Below are 15,417 nucleotides of genomic sequence, written 5' to 3' on the forward strand. Positions count from 1 at the left end.
AGTTACGAGCGGAAACCGCTGCTTGGTCGAGCGACATTAACCATTCCCAGCGCGGGGTTGACTGGCAGATGAAGGTAGAGGACGCACGCTGCAAGCTGGCCTCGGTCTACCCTAAAATTAAGTTTTGACGCTGCACTAGCTATGGATTCTCGGTTGGGGATGTAACGTCGAGAGAATTTCGCTTTCGGCGATCGCCAATTCCCGCAGACGCGCCTCGACCGTCTCGCGATCGAAATTCGCTGTGGCTAACCCCCAGTACGCACCGTAATGACGAGCTTCTGAAGCCATCAGACTTCGATAAAACGCCGCCAGTTCGCGATCCTCGAGGTGCGCCGCCAACAGTCCCAGCCGTTCGTGCGATCGCGCTTCGATGAGTCCCGCCACCAACAACAAATCTAGTTGGCGTTGGGGTTCGTCCCGCCGAACTAGGGATTTGAGCTTTCCACCGTAGGGAGGTGGTGCCAACGGCGCTAACGGAACGCCACGACGCTCTAAAATTTGGTTAACCTGTTGAAAGTGGTCGAGTTCTTCTTTGGCGATCGCCGTCAGTTCGCCCACCAGCTTCGCATCGGAAGGATAGCGACACATCATGTTGAGTGCCACACCGGCCGCTTTACGCTCGCAGTGGGAGTGGTCGAGCAGAACGGTATCGAGATTCGCCAAAGCTTGTTCGACCCAAGCTTCAGAGGTGGGTTGCTGGAGAAATTTAATTCGTGGCTGCTGCATCGCAAATAATTCGAGAGGCTCGAAACAATGGCATTAGGAATGTTAGTCGATGGAAAATGGGTCAGCGAGCGAAACCAAGAAGACCGAGAGGGTCGCTTCGTTCGTCCGAACACCACGTTCCGAAATGGGATTACCGCAGACGGAAGCAGCGGCTTTAAAGCTGAAGCCGGACGCTATCACCTATACGTGAGTTTAGCTTGTCCCTGGGCGCACCGAACTCTCATTATGCGAGGCTTGAAGGGGTTAGAACGAGCCATCGACGTTTCGATCGTCGATCCGTACATGGGTGAGGACGGCTGGTTTTTTTCAGATGCGCCGGGATGTATTCCCGATACCGTCAACGACGCGACCTATCTACGCGAGATCTATCTTAAAGCGGAGCCGAGCTATACGGGACGCGTGACCGTTCCGGTGTTGTGGGATAAGGAAACGGGAACGATCGTCAACAACGAATCGCGCGAAATCATTCGGATGTTCGATACCCAATTTAACGCGATCGCCTCGAACGACGCGATGTTTTATAGCGACGCCTCCCACGATGCGATCGAGGGGGCGATCGATAAAATTTACCAACCCATTAACAACGGCGTCTATCGCGCGGGATTCGCCACGACGCAAACCGCTTACGAAGATGCGGTGACGGAGTTGTTCGAGAACCTCGATCGGTGGGAGGAGGTTTTGAGCCAGCAACCCTATTTGTGCGGCGATCGCATGACGGAAGCCGACATCTGTATGTTTACAACTTTGCTGCGCTTCGATGCGGTGTATTACGGTCATTTTAAATGCAACTTACGACATATCTGGGACTATCCGAATTTGTGGAAATACTTGAAGTCAATTTATCAAATTCCAGCCGTTAAAGCGACCTGTGATTTCGACCACATCAAACAGCACTACTATAAAAGTCACGACAAAATCAATCCTACGGGGATCGTTCCCTACGGGCCAGTTTTGGATTTAGACTCTTGATTCAGAGGTTTATGCGGGAAGAGAAAAGATTGTAGACTGGTAGAGTGGACATTGCCTACGCCTTTTAAGGTGGTTGGCGAGTTAGCTAGATTTCCTGCAATCTCAAATTCGAGAAGTTTTACCTTTTGCCAAAGGTGGGCGGTGCCCACCCTACAACTGCTAGATTTTTCTGCAATCTCAAATTCGAGAAGTTTTACCTTTTGTCAAAGGTGGGCGATGCCCACCCTACAACTACAACTTTCCACTTAAGTTTGTTACACAACTGACTTAGGGTTGCTATACAACTCAATTCACTTCATTGGAGGATTTTTCATGACTTGGCGCGGTTCGAGTTCCCCTTTCGATCGAGTATTTGCCTGTTTGGTGTACTTACTGCCTTTACTTGAAGCCGTCACTTTCGGTATGTACTTATTTAACCAGATTCCCATTTTAGGGCAGTTAATTCTCGTTCCTCTTTCTCCCTTTATAAGCGTTTACAGCTTAATTTCTGCCTTTCCGTTCGGGCGCTTGATTCTGTTTTTCGTGTTGTTGTTGGCGGTCGTCCGCAACCCGCGCATCAATCACTTTCTGCGATTCAACACCATGCAGTCTTTGTTGCTATCCATTGCTCTGTTTTTAGTGGATATCGTCCTTCAGCTCGTTGGACTTCCGTTAAGTATTTTTCAATCTTCGAGTAACCTTTTGGCGATCGCCATGTCGAACTTGCTGTTTCTGGTGTTCTTTGGGGCGGCGATTTACGCGATCGTTCAGTGCGTGCGCGGGCGCTATCCCGAGCTTCCCGTCGTTTCTGAAGCCGCCTATCACTACGTACAATATTAGGGAAATTCGGGGCGATCGCACCTTCGATCGGTTCTCGAGTGCGTCTCAACACTGTCAATCGATCGGACACGAGCTTTTACGCTCGATTTAGCCAAAGAAAGCGATACGATAAAAAACAAGCGTCGAGCGAGACGCGAAATTTGCTATTTCTGGAGTTTTCACCCTATGAACGATCGATCCGACCTGGCGCTCTCTACTCGCATTTTGTCGGCTGTCATGTATCTGATTCCTCTCGTTGAGGGCGTTGTCTTCGGAACCTTCCTTTTTCGTCAGTTTCCCGTCCTGCAAGTGGTTTTCGTACCGCTACTGCCTTTGATACAGCTATATAACAGCATTCCGTTCGGACGACTTCTGGTCTTTTTCATCTTATTCTTTGCTGTCGTTCGCAACACCAACCTCGATCGCTTCGTGCGCTATAACGCCATGCAAGCCCTCTTCCTGAGTATTATCCTCTCCATTAGCAGTTTGCTGTTGAGTCTGTTCGCCTCGGGATTGCAGCAAGGCGCTCCCCTCCTGCTCGAAACCTTAGTCAATACCCTGTTTTTAGGCGTCGTGGCGGCGGTGGGATACAGCCTGGTGCAGTGCGTGCGCGGCCGCTATCCCGAAATTCCCGCCCTCTCCGATGCGGTGAACATGCAAGTTCCTTATTAATTCCGAATTCGTGCTGAATTAACCTAACTCTTCCGATGGGGATTCCTCAGACGAGGTGGAGGGTTCCGAGGGGAGAGTTCGAGCGACGACGGGATTTTCCAACGCCCCGATTCCCTCGATTTCTACCCGCACGCGATCGCCGGGTTTCAGCGATCCGATCCCGTGAGGCGTTCCCGTCAACACCACGTCACCCGGTAAGAGTGTCATGATTTGGGAAATGTAAGAGACTAAAATCTCCGGCGGAAACACCATGCGATCGATCGGTGAAGACTGTCGGGGATTTTTTTCGTCGTTGACAAAGGTTTGAATTTTCGCGCCGGGGTTGATTTCGCGGACGATCCAAGGTCCGAGGGGACAAAACGTGTTAAATCCTTTCGCCCGCGTCCACTGTTTATCTTTCCGCTGCAAATCCCGAGCGGTCACGTCGTTGGCGATGCTGTATCCCCAAATTTTCGAGGCGGCTTCTTCGGGCGAACAGCGTTCGCAGGAAGTTCCGATAACGAGCGCTAACTCCCCCTCGTAATCGACCTGCTGCGACTGAACGGGATAGACGATCGCCTCGTTGTTTCCCACGATCGCCGTGGGTGCTTTGAGAAACAATAACGGTTCCTGGGGAACGTCCGACCCCATTTCTTCAGCGTGTTTTCGATAGTTTTTACCCACGGCGACGATTTTCGACGGCGCGCAGGGGGCTAAGAGTTGATATTGTTCCGCCGCCAGTTCGCGATCGGTGGGCTGACCGTTCAACCACGGAGGCGCGTCGAATACCTGCACCGCGTGATTGAGTTGAAGCAAACCGTAATAAATGCGTCCTTGGGCAGTTTGGACTCGGACGTATCGCTGTGCCATACCGATGGGTGAGCGTTTAAGCGTAAATTATACCCCTTCTGTTTCGATCTCCCGACGATCGCCCCCGATTTCGTCCGATGTGACCCGATCGCCAACCTTGCACCGACCCTTTTAGAACCGGGGGCGAAGATGTTAAAATAAGAGCTTGACTCAAAATTTCAGTACCTCCATCTGCAATGGCAATCAAAATCCGACTCAAACGGTTTGGTAAAAAACGAGAAGTAAGCTATCGGATCGTGGCGATGAAAAGCAGCGCGCGCCGCGACGGTCGCCCGATCGAAGAACTCGGTTTCTACAACCCGAGAACTGACGAAACTCGTTTAGACGTTCCGGCGATCGTCAAACGTCTCCAACAAGGCGCTCAACCGACCGATACGGTTCGGCACATTCTGCAAAAAGCCAATGTCTTCGAGCAAGTTAAGCCTACCAGCAACGCCTAACAGCCCGGATTTCGTGGGATTAGTCCGTTTTTCGATCGAACCGTTTCTCGAATCGCCCGAATCGTTGAGCGTCGATTGCGAGTACAGTTCGAGCAAACCTCAAGTTTGGGTTCGCGTGGCCTTTGACGAAGGCGATCGCGGGCGCGTGTTCGGTCGAGGCGGACGCAACATTACCGCGATTCGCAATACCTTAAGCGCGATCGCCAAAACGGCCGGTCGATCGCTGGTATTGGACGTATTTGGCGGCGCTGAATTTCATCGGGAACCGGACTCCCCCAAACCCCGAAACGGAGGATCTGTCGATCGCCAGCCTCGATCTCAGCGATCGCCCCGTCGCCGTCCGCGTTCTCCCCGACTGAACTCTCAGAACAGCCAGGATAGCTAAAGACCGCAAACTGTGGGGACAGTTGGCCTTTTCTACCTTGTCCCCTCTTCACTCTTTTGTTTCCCCTCTTCACTCTCTTAACCACTTCCTAACCGCAATGCATGACTGACCGACTGACCATCGATCTGTTCGCTCCCGAAAACGCTCTCGCCCTAGCGGGACAGCAGGAAATTAATCTCAGAACCCTATCGCGTAAAACGGGGGCGAATCTCGTCCTGCGGGGTCAAGAGTTAATGTTGTCAGGAACCGCCAGCCAAGTCGAACGCTGCAAGAACTTAGTAGGGTTGCTCGGTCCGCTGTGGAAAGTGGGAAAACAAGTCGCCGATGTGGATATCGCAACGGCGATGCACGCCCTCGATACGGGACGCCAGGGAGAGTTACAGGACTTACGGGAGGATATCATCACGCGCACCCGTCGCGGCGACGAAATTCGCGCGAAAACCTTCCGTCAGCGTCAGTATGTCAAAGCGGTTCGCACTCACGATTTGACCTTTTGCATCGGCCCGGCGGGAACGGGAAAAACCTATTTGGCGGCGATGTTAGCGGTGCAAGCCCTCCTCGACAAGCAATACGAACGGTTGATCCTCACGCGTCCGGCGGTAGAAGCAGGGGAACGGTTGGGGTTTTTACCGGGAGATTTACAACAGAAAGTCAGTCCGTTTTTACGTCCGCTGTACGATGCCCTTTACGAACTGATCGATGCGGAAAAAATTCCCGATTTAATGGAACGAGGAATCGTCGAAGTTGCCCCCATTGCCTATATGCGCGGGCGCACGTTAAACAATGCTTTTGTAATTCTCGACGAAGCGCAAAACACCTCTTCAGCACAGATGAAAATGGTGTTAACGCGGTTGGGATTCAATTCGCGCATGGTAGTCACGGGAGATGTGACTCAAACGGATTTACCCAATCATCAAATGTCGGGTTTGAAGGTGGCCGAACGAATTTTAAAAAACGTTGAAGGCATTGCCTTTTGTCATTTAACTTCGGCGGACGTGGTGCGACATTCGTTGGTGCAAAAAATTGTGACGGCTTACGAGAAACATGAAAAAAATTCGCCGTCTTAGGGAAATTAAATCGCTGTATGGAATGGTGTGAATTTTGCTGTGAAGTTGGCTAGATCCCCGGCATCTTGGGAGATGCCGGGGATCTGGAAAGAAAAATCCTAAGAAAACTAAGCGGTTTGTCAAGCAATTTAAAAAAATTAGGATCTCCTGAGATTACGGTGTAATTTGTTATGAATAATACGAAATTGAACCGGAGCGCATTGCCATAACGCCCCTACAGCAATGGTTTTGACCGGGTATAAAATTCGCTTATCACCTCAAACTCCGAAGACCCAAAAATTAATTTAAGAAATATCGCAGTTTCAAATCAGTGGTTATATATTAAAACACAAGAAAAAATCCTGAAAAGCTTTATCTCTTTTCCCTGTTCCCCGTTCCCTGTTCCCCGCTCCCTATTCCCTATTCCCCGTTCCCCGTTCCCTATTCCCTCTTCCATTTTTATTACAAAACCTATTCACGATTGCTCTATTAAAAAATGCCCAAAAAACGCCTCGATACCCTTTTGGTCGATCGCAATCTCTGTCCGTCTCGTCAACTGGCGCAACGCTGGATTCGTGCTGGAGAAGTGCGCGTTAACCAACATCCCATCGACAAACCGGGAACCCAAGTGTCAGAAGACGCTGAAATTACGGTGAAGACGCGATCGAAATTCGTCTCGCGGGGTGGAGAGAAGTTAGAGTGTGCGTTGCAGGTGTTTCCGGTGGAAGTGCGCGATCGCGTGTGTCTCGATGGCGGAATTTCCACCGGAGGCTTTACGGATTGTCTGTTACAAGCTGGCGCGAAACGAGTTTACGGCGTCGATGTGGGGTACGGACAAGTCGATTGGAAACTTCGCAACGACGATCGCGTAATTTTGAAAGAACGCACCAACTTACGCCATTTAACCCCCGAGGAACTGTATTCAAACGACGATCCCCGTCCAGATTTAGGAGTCGTGGACGTTTCCTTTATTTCTCTAGCGAAAGTGTTTCCGGCGATGTGGAATTTAATGGTATCGCCGAGAGAAGCGATCGTGTTAGTGAAACCTCAGTTTGAAGTAGGGCGATCGAAAGTGGGGAAAAAGGGCGTCGTGCGCGATTTTAAAGCTAGGGCGGAGGCGATCGCACAGGTTCGAGATGCAGCCAGAATTTTGGGGTGGTGCGATCGTGGTTTAACTCAGTCTACCGTTCGCGGTCCGGCGGGAAACATTGAATATTTAATGTGGTTGAGTGAAGACGGAACGCCACAGTTAACGGACGAGTTCGTTTTAAGCGTCGCGAAAGAAGAGAAGTAGATAAAAATTTAAACGATCGAATTTGGGGTGATAATGCCTATCGAAGTAAAACAATTGAATTGCCTTTAGAATAAATTAGCTTTGATAGAAGAAAAAAAGACATTCTTCGAGATGTAAAAGGATATTTCGTTTATTTATTCTGCACTCCAATCATTAATTTCTCGAGATGCCCTCAATTTAGCTGAAGCTGGAGAGAGCGATCGCCGATCGCTCTCCCCAATTTACCCCAAATTTAGATTTTTACAAAAGTGAGAGGCAGCCAGTTTTAACGGTGTGGTTCTTGCCGTTCTCCCAATTCAGAACAAGCGGGTTGCTACACCTCGAAATTGGCAATATCCGACAACTCAGCGGCCGATACGTCGAGAACGAACGCTAACGGACGAGAAGATTCTGTTCCTTCAAACGTTATGAGAGTTCCGCTCGAGACTTCCCAGAAGCCGAAGTCGTCAAACGTCAATCCCGTAGTCTCGAGTAGTTGAGAGACATCGATAACATCTTCACCAGGAGTAAAGTCGGTAATCAAATCGCCGCTGTCGAACTCGTCGGTATAGACGAACGTGTCTCCACCATCGCCACCTGTCAGAACGTCGCCACCGCGTCCGCCCACAATGATGTCGCTGTCGTCGGTTCCCGTCAGCCAATCCGAACCATCTGTTCCAGAGACGATTTCGGACTCGGGCGTCGAGTGTTCGACCGTTCCTAGATCTGAGTCGTCATTTTCACCGACGGAGCCACCTGCGGAGCCAGACTCGCCCGATTCGTCGTTCGCGTTACCGCCTTGAGAACCCGATTCACCCGACTCGTCGCCATCAGAAACCGGGGGTTGCTCTTCGACGCTGTCGTCACCGTCTCCCCCGTCCGTCGCGGCGATCTCTAACTGAACCAATAACGGCTCGTGATCGCTGGCGCGTTGGGGCGTTTCGGCAAATTCACTATTCACGCGAACGATATCGAATTCCGCCCCGTTCGCCAAGCTGTCGCTGACGAGGATGTGGTCTAACTCTTGAGAGTTGCCTTGGAAGATGAAGCTATACCGCTCGTCTTCGTCGAGGGTGTTGACTAAATTGGTCAGGCCGACACTTTCGAGACCCGTGACAGGGGACACGAACTCGAACTCGTTCAAGTCGCCTAAAACCACCAAATTAGCATCGCTGTCGGCACTCAACAGGTCAGACGCGAACGACTGAACCGCTTGAGACTGCGCTTGGCGTTCGTCTAAGCTGCCGTTGACGGTAACGTCTTCCTGGCGAGCCTCGAAGGGTTGCTCGGTTCCGAGAATGGGGGCGCTACCACCTTTCGAGGAAAAGTGATTGTTGACGACGGTAACGTCTTCGCCTTGGAATTCAAAGGTCGCCACGAGGGGCAAACGAGCGCCTGCAAAGGCTTCGCTGGGAGCTTGAGAGCCGATCGTGCGAACCGAACCGTCTACCAAGCTGACGCGATCGCTGTCGTATAAGAACGCGGTGCGGATATTTCCGCCAGGTTGACCGCCGCTGAGACCGTCGGTGATGAAGGTGTTGTCGATAAATTGGTAGGTGGGACCGCCTGCGTTGGCGATCGCCTCGATTAAGGTTTGCAGAGTTTCGTCGGCGGCCACCGTTCCGTCATCGACCGAACCGCTGTTGTCTTGAACTTCCTGCAAGCTAACGATCTCGGGAGCGTTCGAGTTATCGACGATTTGTTGGGCGATCGCCTCGAAACGACCGTCTGCAACGTCAGTATCGCCGTCGTTATCGTTGGGATCGAGGTTGAGAACGTTGTAACTGGCGATCGCGATCGCATCCTCACCCCCAGCCAGAGAGCTAGTTTCCGGTTGCAAACCGTTCGAGACGATATTGCCCGTGAAGTCCTCCGTCGGCAGGATCTCGAAGTTACCGAAGCTGTAACCGACAACCCCCGTCACGTCGCCTAAGAAATCCCCCACGTTGACGCTGGGGAAATCGAAGTTAAAGACCCCAGAATCTTCGTCGATTTGCACCTTCTCGGGGTTGAAGTCGTCGGGGCTGATGTTTAACGTACCGCGATCGCTAATTCCAGTAGCATCGACCCCGTTGTCCACCACTGTAAAAATTTCGCCAAAGCGGTTGGTTCCCGCCACCGCCACCGCATCCTGAGCGGTAACGCGCATGGCTTCGAGGGACTCGAAAAAGTCGATTCCGTCGGTTTCCGGGTCGAAGCTGCCAAACGCGTCGTCGTCGATATTCTCGCTCGGCGGAACGCGGCCGCCTCGACCGAGAATTTGAGGTGTCGGAAGTGCGTTATTACTGCTAATCAGCTCGATCGTGGGATTGCCACCGATCTGAGTCGTGGGGAGGTTGCGCGTGTCCGTTCCTCCGGGGAAGAATTCAGAAACCGTACCCGAGACCTCGAGTTCGTCGCCGATATCGACGCCGGGACTGCTACCGGTAAAGACGAAGAGGGCGTCGGAAGTAGCAATGTCGCCGTCTCCCGTCGCGTCTTGCAGGTAAAACCCGTTGGAATCGATCGCCGTGACGATCCCTTCTGTCGTCACCGTATCGCCGGAAATACTCGAAACGTCGGGCAGATTGTTAAAATCCACGCTGACGAAGGGAGAGGTATGACCCGCCCCTTGAATGTCGTAAATCGGCGTAATATCGTTACCACCGCCGTTACCACCGCCGTTACCGCCGCCGTTACCGCCGCCACTGCCAAAAGTTTGGCCGTTGTTGGCTGCGTCCGGGGTTTCGGCATCTGGGGCAGTCCAGGTAAAGTCAGACGCTTGGGTTCCCGTTCCAGTCAGTTGTAGAGAAAAACCAACCGGCGTGCTGCTGCTTTCGGAAACGCCGATGTCAGTACTGATGAGACCGACAGCGGGGCCGCTGGCAGCTTCAAAACTGCCTTCGTAGCTGAGGAACTGCACCACGTCTCCGGCAGCATCGACGAGGGCAAATCCATCGGGGGAACCGTTCTGGATACCGTTGGACGGAAATTCGACGGTGACGAAGCCAAACCCGTTACTTTGGTCGGTGAAGACGTTACCGCTCAAATCCACGGTGTCGTAAGGCGATCGCTGACTGTTCGTCCCGTTGTAGAGAACCAAACTCCAGCCATCTAAGCTGGTTCCCGCTTCCCCGGCTAACTCGATGAATTCGCCGGTATCGGTTCCCGCGTTGTCGTAGTGGAACTCGTTGACGAAAACGTTGGCACTGGTGGTCGCTTGGGGTTGGATTTCGTAAATACGGGTGCTGCCGCTGACTTCGTTCGCGACGACGAGTAAGGGGACACCGTTGGGACTGTCGGCTTCGGACACGAAGGCTAAGCCTTCGGGACCGAGATCTCCGGCGTCCCCAGTTCCCGGTTCGATGCTGAAGTCGCGATCGTTGACGTATTCGACGAATTGGGCGTTACTGGGTTCGGTGACGTCGTACACCATGATGCCGCCGATGCGTTCGAGTCCGACGAAGGCGTAGGTGCGTCCGTCAACGTCTCCAATGGTGACGCCTTCGGGTTCGGGGCCTTTGTTGTCGCTGCGGCCGTCGATTTCGTTGTCGTCGTTGTTGGCGTTGAAGTTATCGGGAAAGGTATCGGCGGTAATTCGCTCGAAGTCATCGCCGCTGTCAAAGACAGGGTTGCCGCTGCTATCCCAAATGGTAAAGGAACGAGCGCCGTAGGCTTGCAGGCGATCGATGTCGCCGTCGCCGTCGGTGTCGCCGTCGATAGTAGACACGTCGAGGCGATCGAGTTGGACGAGTTCGTCAGCGGTGAAGGCATTGGGATCGAGGTTGGTTAAATCTCCGACTCGTTCGTCGGCGTCTCGGGCGTCTCCTTCGTTGGCGGTGACGTAGTAGGTTTGTCCGCCGACGCTGTAGGAGGCGATCGCATCGGGCATATACATTCCGAAAACGGGCAGTTCTTGAATGTTAATGCCGTCGTTGTCGTTAGCGTCTAAGCCGTTTCCCGGTTGGCTGTGGTCTTTTAAGCCCAGCGGAACGATATCTTCGACGGTGGCGGTGGCGATATCGACGATCGCCACGGCGTTGTTTTCTTGCAGCGTCACCCAGGCTTTGCTTCCATCCGGGGAAACGGCAATGTATTCAGGTTCGAGATCTTCGGAAACGCTTTTTCCAGGGAAGATCCGAACGCCTTCGCGTCTTAGGGCGTCTTCTTGTCCGTCGAAGGCGGTAAAGTCAGCCGTAGAGACGGTTTGGGTGGCAACGTCAACGACGCTAATGGAACCTTGCGGATCGACACCGCCGTCGGGTTCGCCTTCGTTGGCCACGAGGATCGTATTACCGTCGGGGGTAAAGGTCAGCATATCCGGTAACGCTCCCACTTCGACTTGACTGGTGGGGGTTCCGTCGGTATCGAAGAAAACGACAACGCCAGGTTGGGTCGCGTCGTCGTTTTCAACGGCGGCGGCGAGGACGCTGAATCGGGTCGCGACGCTGTTGAGGCCGCCACCGAAGCTTGCGAGGGAGATCGACGGTAAGGAAGAAGGATTTTGCGGATCGCTGAGATCTAAGACATCAATGGCGTTGCTGTCGCCGTTAACGATAAATAATCGTTCGCTAATGGAGTCGTAAGCGGGAATTTCAGCGGCACTTTCATCGAAAATTCCAGTCGTAAATCGGGAGATCGGGTTAAGTGTAACGGCCATATTGATGAGTCCTGATATGGTTTTCAATGCTCGAGTCAGTCTCGTCGATCGCGTCGGACGAGAGCGCGATCGAATGTTGACGCAGAAAGACTTCGGTGTCGCGATCGAGCAAACACCGATAAAACAAAGTTGGAAAACGCAAAACTCGAGGACAGGGGAAGCGATAGGTGTTCGCCACCGCAAGCTGTCCGTTCGATAAAAACCTTTAAGTGTCCCAAAAAACACGTAAAACGTTCTCGTTTTTTGGGAGAGCGAGCGATCGCCTCAGTAAATTTATGGTTTTTATGACGGCTCGCAACCGCAAATTTACTGAATTTTTCCTCGCGATCGCGTTAAGACGTTGTTAACGTTCTTTAAAAAAACGAGAATTGGGTTAAAACTTCATGAAATATCTCAAAACTTCAAAAAATCTTTTCAGATTAAAATCTTGTTTTGTGGTAAGGGTGTCGGCGATCGCTCCCTCAAATGATACGGAATCCAAATCTCAAACACTGGTTTTACCCCGCCAGACAAGCCCCTCTCTGTGTCCTCTGTGTCTCTGTGGTGAAGACTTCTTGAAACCTAGCTTATCGGAAACCGATGGAGTATGAGTCCAGTTTAAGCACAGCCTCCATCGATCGAACGTTGGCGACAAACAGGACAAACGAGCGGTGTTCGTATTCCGATCTTTCGCATGAACCTTACTGTTGCCCGTTGTCCGTTCCCTATTCCCTCGACCGAAGATCGGTGAGATATTGCGCGAGGGTAAACGCATCGACGCCTAACTCGCTTCGTTCCATCGCCGCTCGTTTCCCCGCTCGGGCGTGCCACCACACCGCCGCCGACACCGACGGCTCGACGGGAACCTTCCAAGCGATCGCGATGGCGACGAGTCCCCCCATCAAACCCGTCAAGACATCTCCAGTTCCCCCTCGAGCGAGGGCAGGGGTACTGTCGGGATTGACGTTCGCAAACCCGTCGGGATAGGCGATCGCCGCTCTCGCCCCTTTCATCACCACGATCGCCCGACTCCGATCGGCGGCGGTTCGAGCCGCCAAGACGGGATGGGAATGTTCGAGATGGGGGAACAAACGGCGGAACTCGCCGGGATGGGGCGTCAAAATCAGGGGGTTGGCGTTCGTCAACTCCGAACTCGGGCGTCCTTCTCCCCACTTGGGCAAGCCAGACAGCACGTTCAACCCGTCGGCGTCGAGAATAACCGGTGTCGTACTCTCGAGAACCGTTCGGACGATCCCCTCGGTGTGGGGCGTTAACCCCGGTCCGCAGGCGATCGCGTCGTAGCGATCGAGATCGAACCCCTCGGGAAATCGCGCGATCGCGCCATCCTTCGTTTCAGGACAACCCAGCACCAACGCTTCGGGTAACTGGGCGTGAACCAAGGGTTTGACCGTTTCGGGAACGGCGATCGATACCATTCCCACACCGCTGGCTCTCGCCCCCAACCCCGCTAAAATTGCCGCTCCAGAATACTGACGAGAACCGCACACCAACAGTAAATGTCCCTGTTTGTACTTGTGCGTCGCTCGGTTGCGAGGAATGGGTAACGCCGCCAACGCCGTCTGAGGCGTGATGCGTTGCAACGATGGCGTTTCCCCCAACACGGCGAGAACGTCTGCTAACGGAATGTCGAATTCGACGAGTTCGGCATTTCCGATACTGTCTAAAGCCGCATCTTGAAAAAATCCTAATTTCCACAACCCCAAACAGAAGGTATATTTCGCCTTCAACGCCGTTCCTAAAATCTCTCCCGTATCGGTATGCAGTCCCGAGGGAACGTCAATGCTGGCGACGGGTTGCGGTTGTTGGTTTATCCAGTTGACGACTTCCGCTAGATCCCCCTCAATGGGGCGAGTTTGTCCGAAGCCGAACAATCCGTCTGCGAACAAGTCACAAGTTTGAAGAGATTCGACGGATTCGACAAAGGAAACGCCGAGACTGCGGACGTACTGAGCCTGTTGTGAAGTTAGGGATTTGGCTTTGTCTCCCAACGGACGGTAGACGGACACGGGAAATCCCCGAAAGTGCAGTTCTCGGGCGATGACGAGGGCGTCTCCGCCGTTGTGTCCCGGTCCGACGAGAACGCCCACGTGAGGGGTGAGTTGGGGAAAGTCTCGTTCGAGAATCGCAACCAGACGCGAGGCGATGCGACTGGCGGCTTTTTCCATCAACGCGGCGACGGGCATTCCCGCCTCGAACAGACGAGATTCGATCGCAGCCATCTGTTCGGCGGTGACGATAACGCGATCGGTGGTATCGAGGGGGAGGGGAAACGGTGTCATCACGATCGGTCGGAAGAAACAGCCTTTTGTGTTAAGTTAACGCGATGGTGCGCCTTCCTCCAACTGCCGTTTCAAACATCGACGCGATCGCATTCACTATGAGAGGTAATGGAAAACGGGTTGCGGCGACTGAGGTATGTGCGGACGACTTCTAACACCCGTTCGGGTTTGGGAGGTTTGCTCAAGAACTCCGAAGCCCCGCTGAGATTGGCTCGGACGCGATCGATCGTGCCGTCGCTACTGGTTAAAATCACGATGGGCGTCGCTTGAAACACCGAGGTTTTTCGCAAAAACGCGCAAAAATCGCAGCCGTGAATCACCGGCATCGTCAAATCGAGGAAAATTAACTCGGGCTGCTCGGCTAACAGCGTTGCCATTTCCTGTAACGGATGTTGAATCTTGAGGACGCGATACCCCGCCGGTTCTAAAATTTGTCTGAGGCGTTCCCCGACCACGGGGCTGTCGTCGATACAGGCGATCGTGCTTCGCGCCCCCTCTACCGCTGCCGCGACGAGCTGCCTTTGCTCGAAGGGGGATGGCAAATCGGGCAAACGACAGAACTCCAGCGTCCCTTGTCGAACGAAGTGATGTAGCGTTCGCGTCAAATAGGCCAGCGATCGCTTGCGCTTGTGGGCGATGTCCCAGAGCGTATGCTGTCCGCCCAACAGTTGGCGCACCGACAGCGACGATTGCGAGAGTCCCGCCGGGGTTTCAGGGCGAGCTTGCCATCGCGGGGCGTCGTCGGGATCGATGTAACTCAGTCCCATCCCCTGCCACTGCTGCCAGAGATCCGCCACCTCTTGAAACAGCCGATCGAATTGGGGTTTCGGCAGAGATGCCTCCACCTGCGAAACCGTTTCGGGGCGAGCGATCGGTATCCAGTTTAAGGTCGCTTCTGGCGTATCGAAAGCGCCGAAGAGGACTTCGCGAGCGACGGAAGCCACGACTCCTCGTAGTCGAACGGCACTCGATTCGTCTAGCTGACAAGCCCGATGGAGCAGGTGGTATTCCCACAGTCCCGTCGACGAAACCGAGTCGAGATCGAGTCGCCAGTGGGGACAGTGCTGTGCTAGAGCGCGGTTCCAGCGGCGAACGCGGTGACGGCCGCCGAGGCTGTAGAGTAACTGGCCGTCGAGGAAATAATACTGCCAACGATCGCCTTGCCCACTCAACACGAGTTTTCCCGTTTTTTCGTGTTGTTGGATATCCGAAAAGGCTTGGGCGAGCGTCGCAATGCCGGGTAGATGACAAACCATGATGGCGGCAAAAGCGTTCGTTTTATCTATTTTATCTGTTAGTTCCCCTCGAATTCCAACCGTGTTTTCCGTATATTTTGTCGAG

The 15,417-nt window shown here is 53.2% G+C and carries 13 protein-coding genes; 8 read left to right on the forward strand and 5 right to left on the reverse strand.

The features are described 5' to 3' along the window. Nucleotides 1-135 precede the first annotated feature (135 nt). A complete protein-coding gene (locus POG22_RS12330) occupies nt 136-726 on the reverse strand; it encodes a MiaE family protein (RefSeq protein WP_498905543.1) in 591 nt (196 codons plus the stop codon). 27 nt (nt 727-753) lie between these two features. Between POG22_RS12330 and POG22_RS12335 the strand changes: the two genes are divergently transcribed. From POG22_RS12335 to POG22_RS12345, 3 genes are all read left to right on the forward strand, one after another. Next, entirely contained in the window at nt 754-1,695 is a 942-nt protein-coding gene (locus tag POG22_RS12335) for a glutathione S-transferase family protein (protein ID WP_498905545.1), read from the forward strand. Nucleotides 1,696-2,007: 312 nt separating this feature from the next. Then, entirely contained in the window at nt 2,008-2,514 is a 507-nt protein-coding gene (locus POG22_RS12340) for a Tic20 family protein (protein WP_498905547.1), read from the forward strand. A 165-nt stretch (nt 2,515-2,679) separates the two neighbouring features. Beyond that, the gene (locus POG22_RS12345; protein WP_498905549.1) at nt 2,680-3,165 is read left to right on the forward strand and encodes a Tic20 family protein; all 486 of its coding nucleotides are present in this window, start codon (nt 2,680-2,682) and stop codon (nt 3,163-3,165) included. 18 nt (nt 3,166-3,183) lie between these two features. On the opposite strand, the gene POG22_RS12350 is transcribed toward POG22_RS12345, so the two are convergent. Continuing rightward, nucleotides 3,184-4,014, reverse strand: a complete 831-nt coding sequence (locus POG22_RS12350) for a fumarylacetoacetate hydrolase family protein (RefSeq protein ID WP_017658665.1) — start codon at nt 4,012-4,014, stop codon at nt 3,184-3,186. A 176-nt stretch (nt 4,015-4,190) separates the two neighbouring features. Here POG22_RS12350 and rpsP point away from each other — a divergent pair, with 176 nt between their 5' ends. From rpsP to POG22_RS12370, 4 genes are all read left to right on the forward strand, one after another. Then, nucleotides 4,191-4,454: a 30S ribosomal protein S16 gene (rpsP, locus tag POG22_RS12355; RefSeq protein WP_017658664.1), complete on the forward strand. Its 264-nt coding sequence runs from the start codon at nt 4,191-4,193 to the stop codon at nt 4,452-4,454. Then, nucleotides 4,417-4,839 carry a KH domain-containing protein gene (locus POG22_RS12360; RefSeq protein WP_498905552.1) on the forward strand — a complete coding sequence of 141 codons (423 nt, stop codon included), beginning with the start codon at nt 4,417-4,419 and terminating at the stop codon, nt 4,837-4,839. The genes rpsP and POG22_RS12360 overlap by 38 nt, the downstream gene beginning before the upstream one ends. A gap of 101 nt (nt 4,840-4,940) precedes the next feature. Then, nucleotides 4,941-5,906, forward strand: a complete 966-nt coding sequence (locus POG22_RS12365) for a PhoH family protein (protein WP_017658662.1) — start codon at nt 4,941-4,943, stop codon at nt 5,904-5,906. A gap of 475 nt (nt 5,907-6,381) precedes the next feature. Further along, nucleotides 6,382-7,179, forward strand: coding sequence for a TlyA family RNA methyltransferase (locus POG22_RS12370; protein WP_498905554.1), 798 nt, complete (start codon nt 6,382-6,384; stop codon nt 7,177-7,179). A 313-nt stretch (nt 7,180-7,492) separates the two neighbouring features. Here POG22_RS12370 and POG22_RS12375 read toward each other — a convergent pair whose 3' ends face one another. Further along, nucleotides 7,493-11,797 (reverse strand): choice-of-anchor I family protein, encoded by a 4,305-nt coding sequence (locus tag POG22_RS12375; protein WP_498905556.1) that lies wholly within the window; start codon nt 11,795-11,797, stop codon nt 7,493-7,495. 16 nt (nt 11,798-11,813) lie between these two features. Between POG22_RS12375 and POG22_RS12380 the strand changes: the two genes are divergently transcribed. After that, the gene (locus POG22_RS12380; protein ID WP_498905558.1) at nt 11,814-11,996 is read left to right on the forward strand and encodes a hypothetical protein; all 183 of its coding nucleotides are present in this window, start codon (nt 11,814-11,816) and stop codon (nt 11,994-11,996) included. A 505-nt stretch (nt 11,997-12,501) separates the two neighbouring features. Here the strand turns inward: POG22_RS12380 and POG22_RS12385 are convergent. Beyond that, nucleotides 12,502-14,076, reverse strand: coding sequence for a bifunctional ADP-dependent NAD(P)H-hydrate dehydratase/NAD(P)H-hydrate epimerase (locus tag POG22_RS12385; protein WP_063715875.1), 1,575 nt, complete (start codon nt 14,074-14,076; stop codon nt 12,502-12,504). Between the two features lie 71 nt (nt 14,077-14,147). Next, complete coding sequence (locus POG22_RS12390; RefSeq protein WP_063715874.1) at nt 14,148-15,332, reverse strand: response regulator; 1,185 nt, start codon at nt 15,330-15,332, stop codon at nt 14,148-14,150. Between the last annotated feature and the right edge of the window lie 85 nt (nt 15,333-15,417).

Source organism: Geitlerinema sp. CS-897 (assembly GCF_028368005.1).
Taxonomy (GTDB): Bacteria; Cyanobacteriota; Cyanobacteriia; order Cyanobacteriales; family Geitlerinemataceae; genus Baaleninema; species Baaleninema simplex.

What these genes read in the sequence shown, in the direction of transcription:
- POG22_RS12330 (WP_498905543.1), bottom strand. Translation starts at nt 726, where the DNA reads ATGCAGCAGCCACGAATTAAATTTCTCCAGCAACCCACCTCTGAAGCT.
- POG22_RS12335 (WP_498905545.1), top strand. Translation starts at nt 754, where the DNA reads ATGGCATTAGGAATGTTAGTCGATGGAAAATGGGTCAGCGAGCGAAAC.
- POG22_RS12340 (WP_498905547.1), top strand. Translation starts at nt 2,008, where the DNA reads ATGACTTGGCGCGGTTCGAGTTCCCCTTTCGATCGAGTATTTGCCTGT.
- POG22_RS12345 (WP_498905549.1), top strand. Translation starts at nt 2,680, where the DNA reads ATGAACGATCGATCCGACCTGGCGCTCTCTACTCGCATTTTGTCGGCT.
- POG22_RS12350 (WP_017658665.1), bottom strand. Translation starts at nt 4,014, where the DNA reads ATGGCACAGCGATACGTCCGAGTCCAAACTGCCCAAGGACGCATTTAT.
- rpsP (WP_017658664.1), top strand. Translation starts at nt 4,191, where the DNA reads ATGGCAATCAAAATCCGACTCAAACGGTTTGGTAAAAAACGAGAAGTA.
- POG22_RS12360 (WP_498905552.1), top strand. Translation starts at nt 4,417, where the DNA reads ATGTCTTCGAGCAAGTTAAGCCTACCAGCAACGCCTAACAGCCCGGAT.
- POG22_RS12365 (WP_017658662.1), top strand. Translation starts at nt 4,941, where the DNA reads ATGACTGACCGACTGACCATCGATCTGTTCGCTCCCGAAAACGCTCTC.
- POG22_RS12370 (WP_498905554.1), top strand. Translation starts at nt 6,382, where the DNA reads ATGCCCAAAAAACGCCTCGATACCCTTTTGGTCGATCGCAATCTCTGT.
- POG22_RS12375 (WP_498905556.1), bottom strand. Translation starts at nt 11,797, where the DNA reads ATGGCCGTTACACTTAACCCGATCTCCCGATTTACGACTGGAATTTTC.
- POG22_RS12380 (WP_498905558.1), top strand. Translation starts at nt 11,814, where the DNA reads ATGGTTTTCAATGCTCGAGTCAGTCTCGTCGATCGCGTCGGACGAGAG.
- POG22_RS12385 (WP_063715875.1), bottom strand. Translation starts at nt 14,076, where the DNA reads ATGACACCGTTTCCCCTCCCCCTCGATACCACCGATCGCGTTATCGTC.
- POG22_RS12390 (WP_063715874.1), bottom strand. Translation starts at nt 15,332, where the DNA reads ATGGTTTGTCATCTACCCGGCATTGCGACGCTCGCCCAAGCCTTTTCG.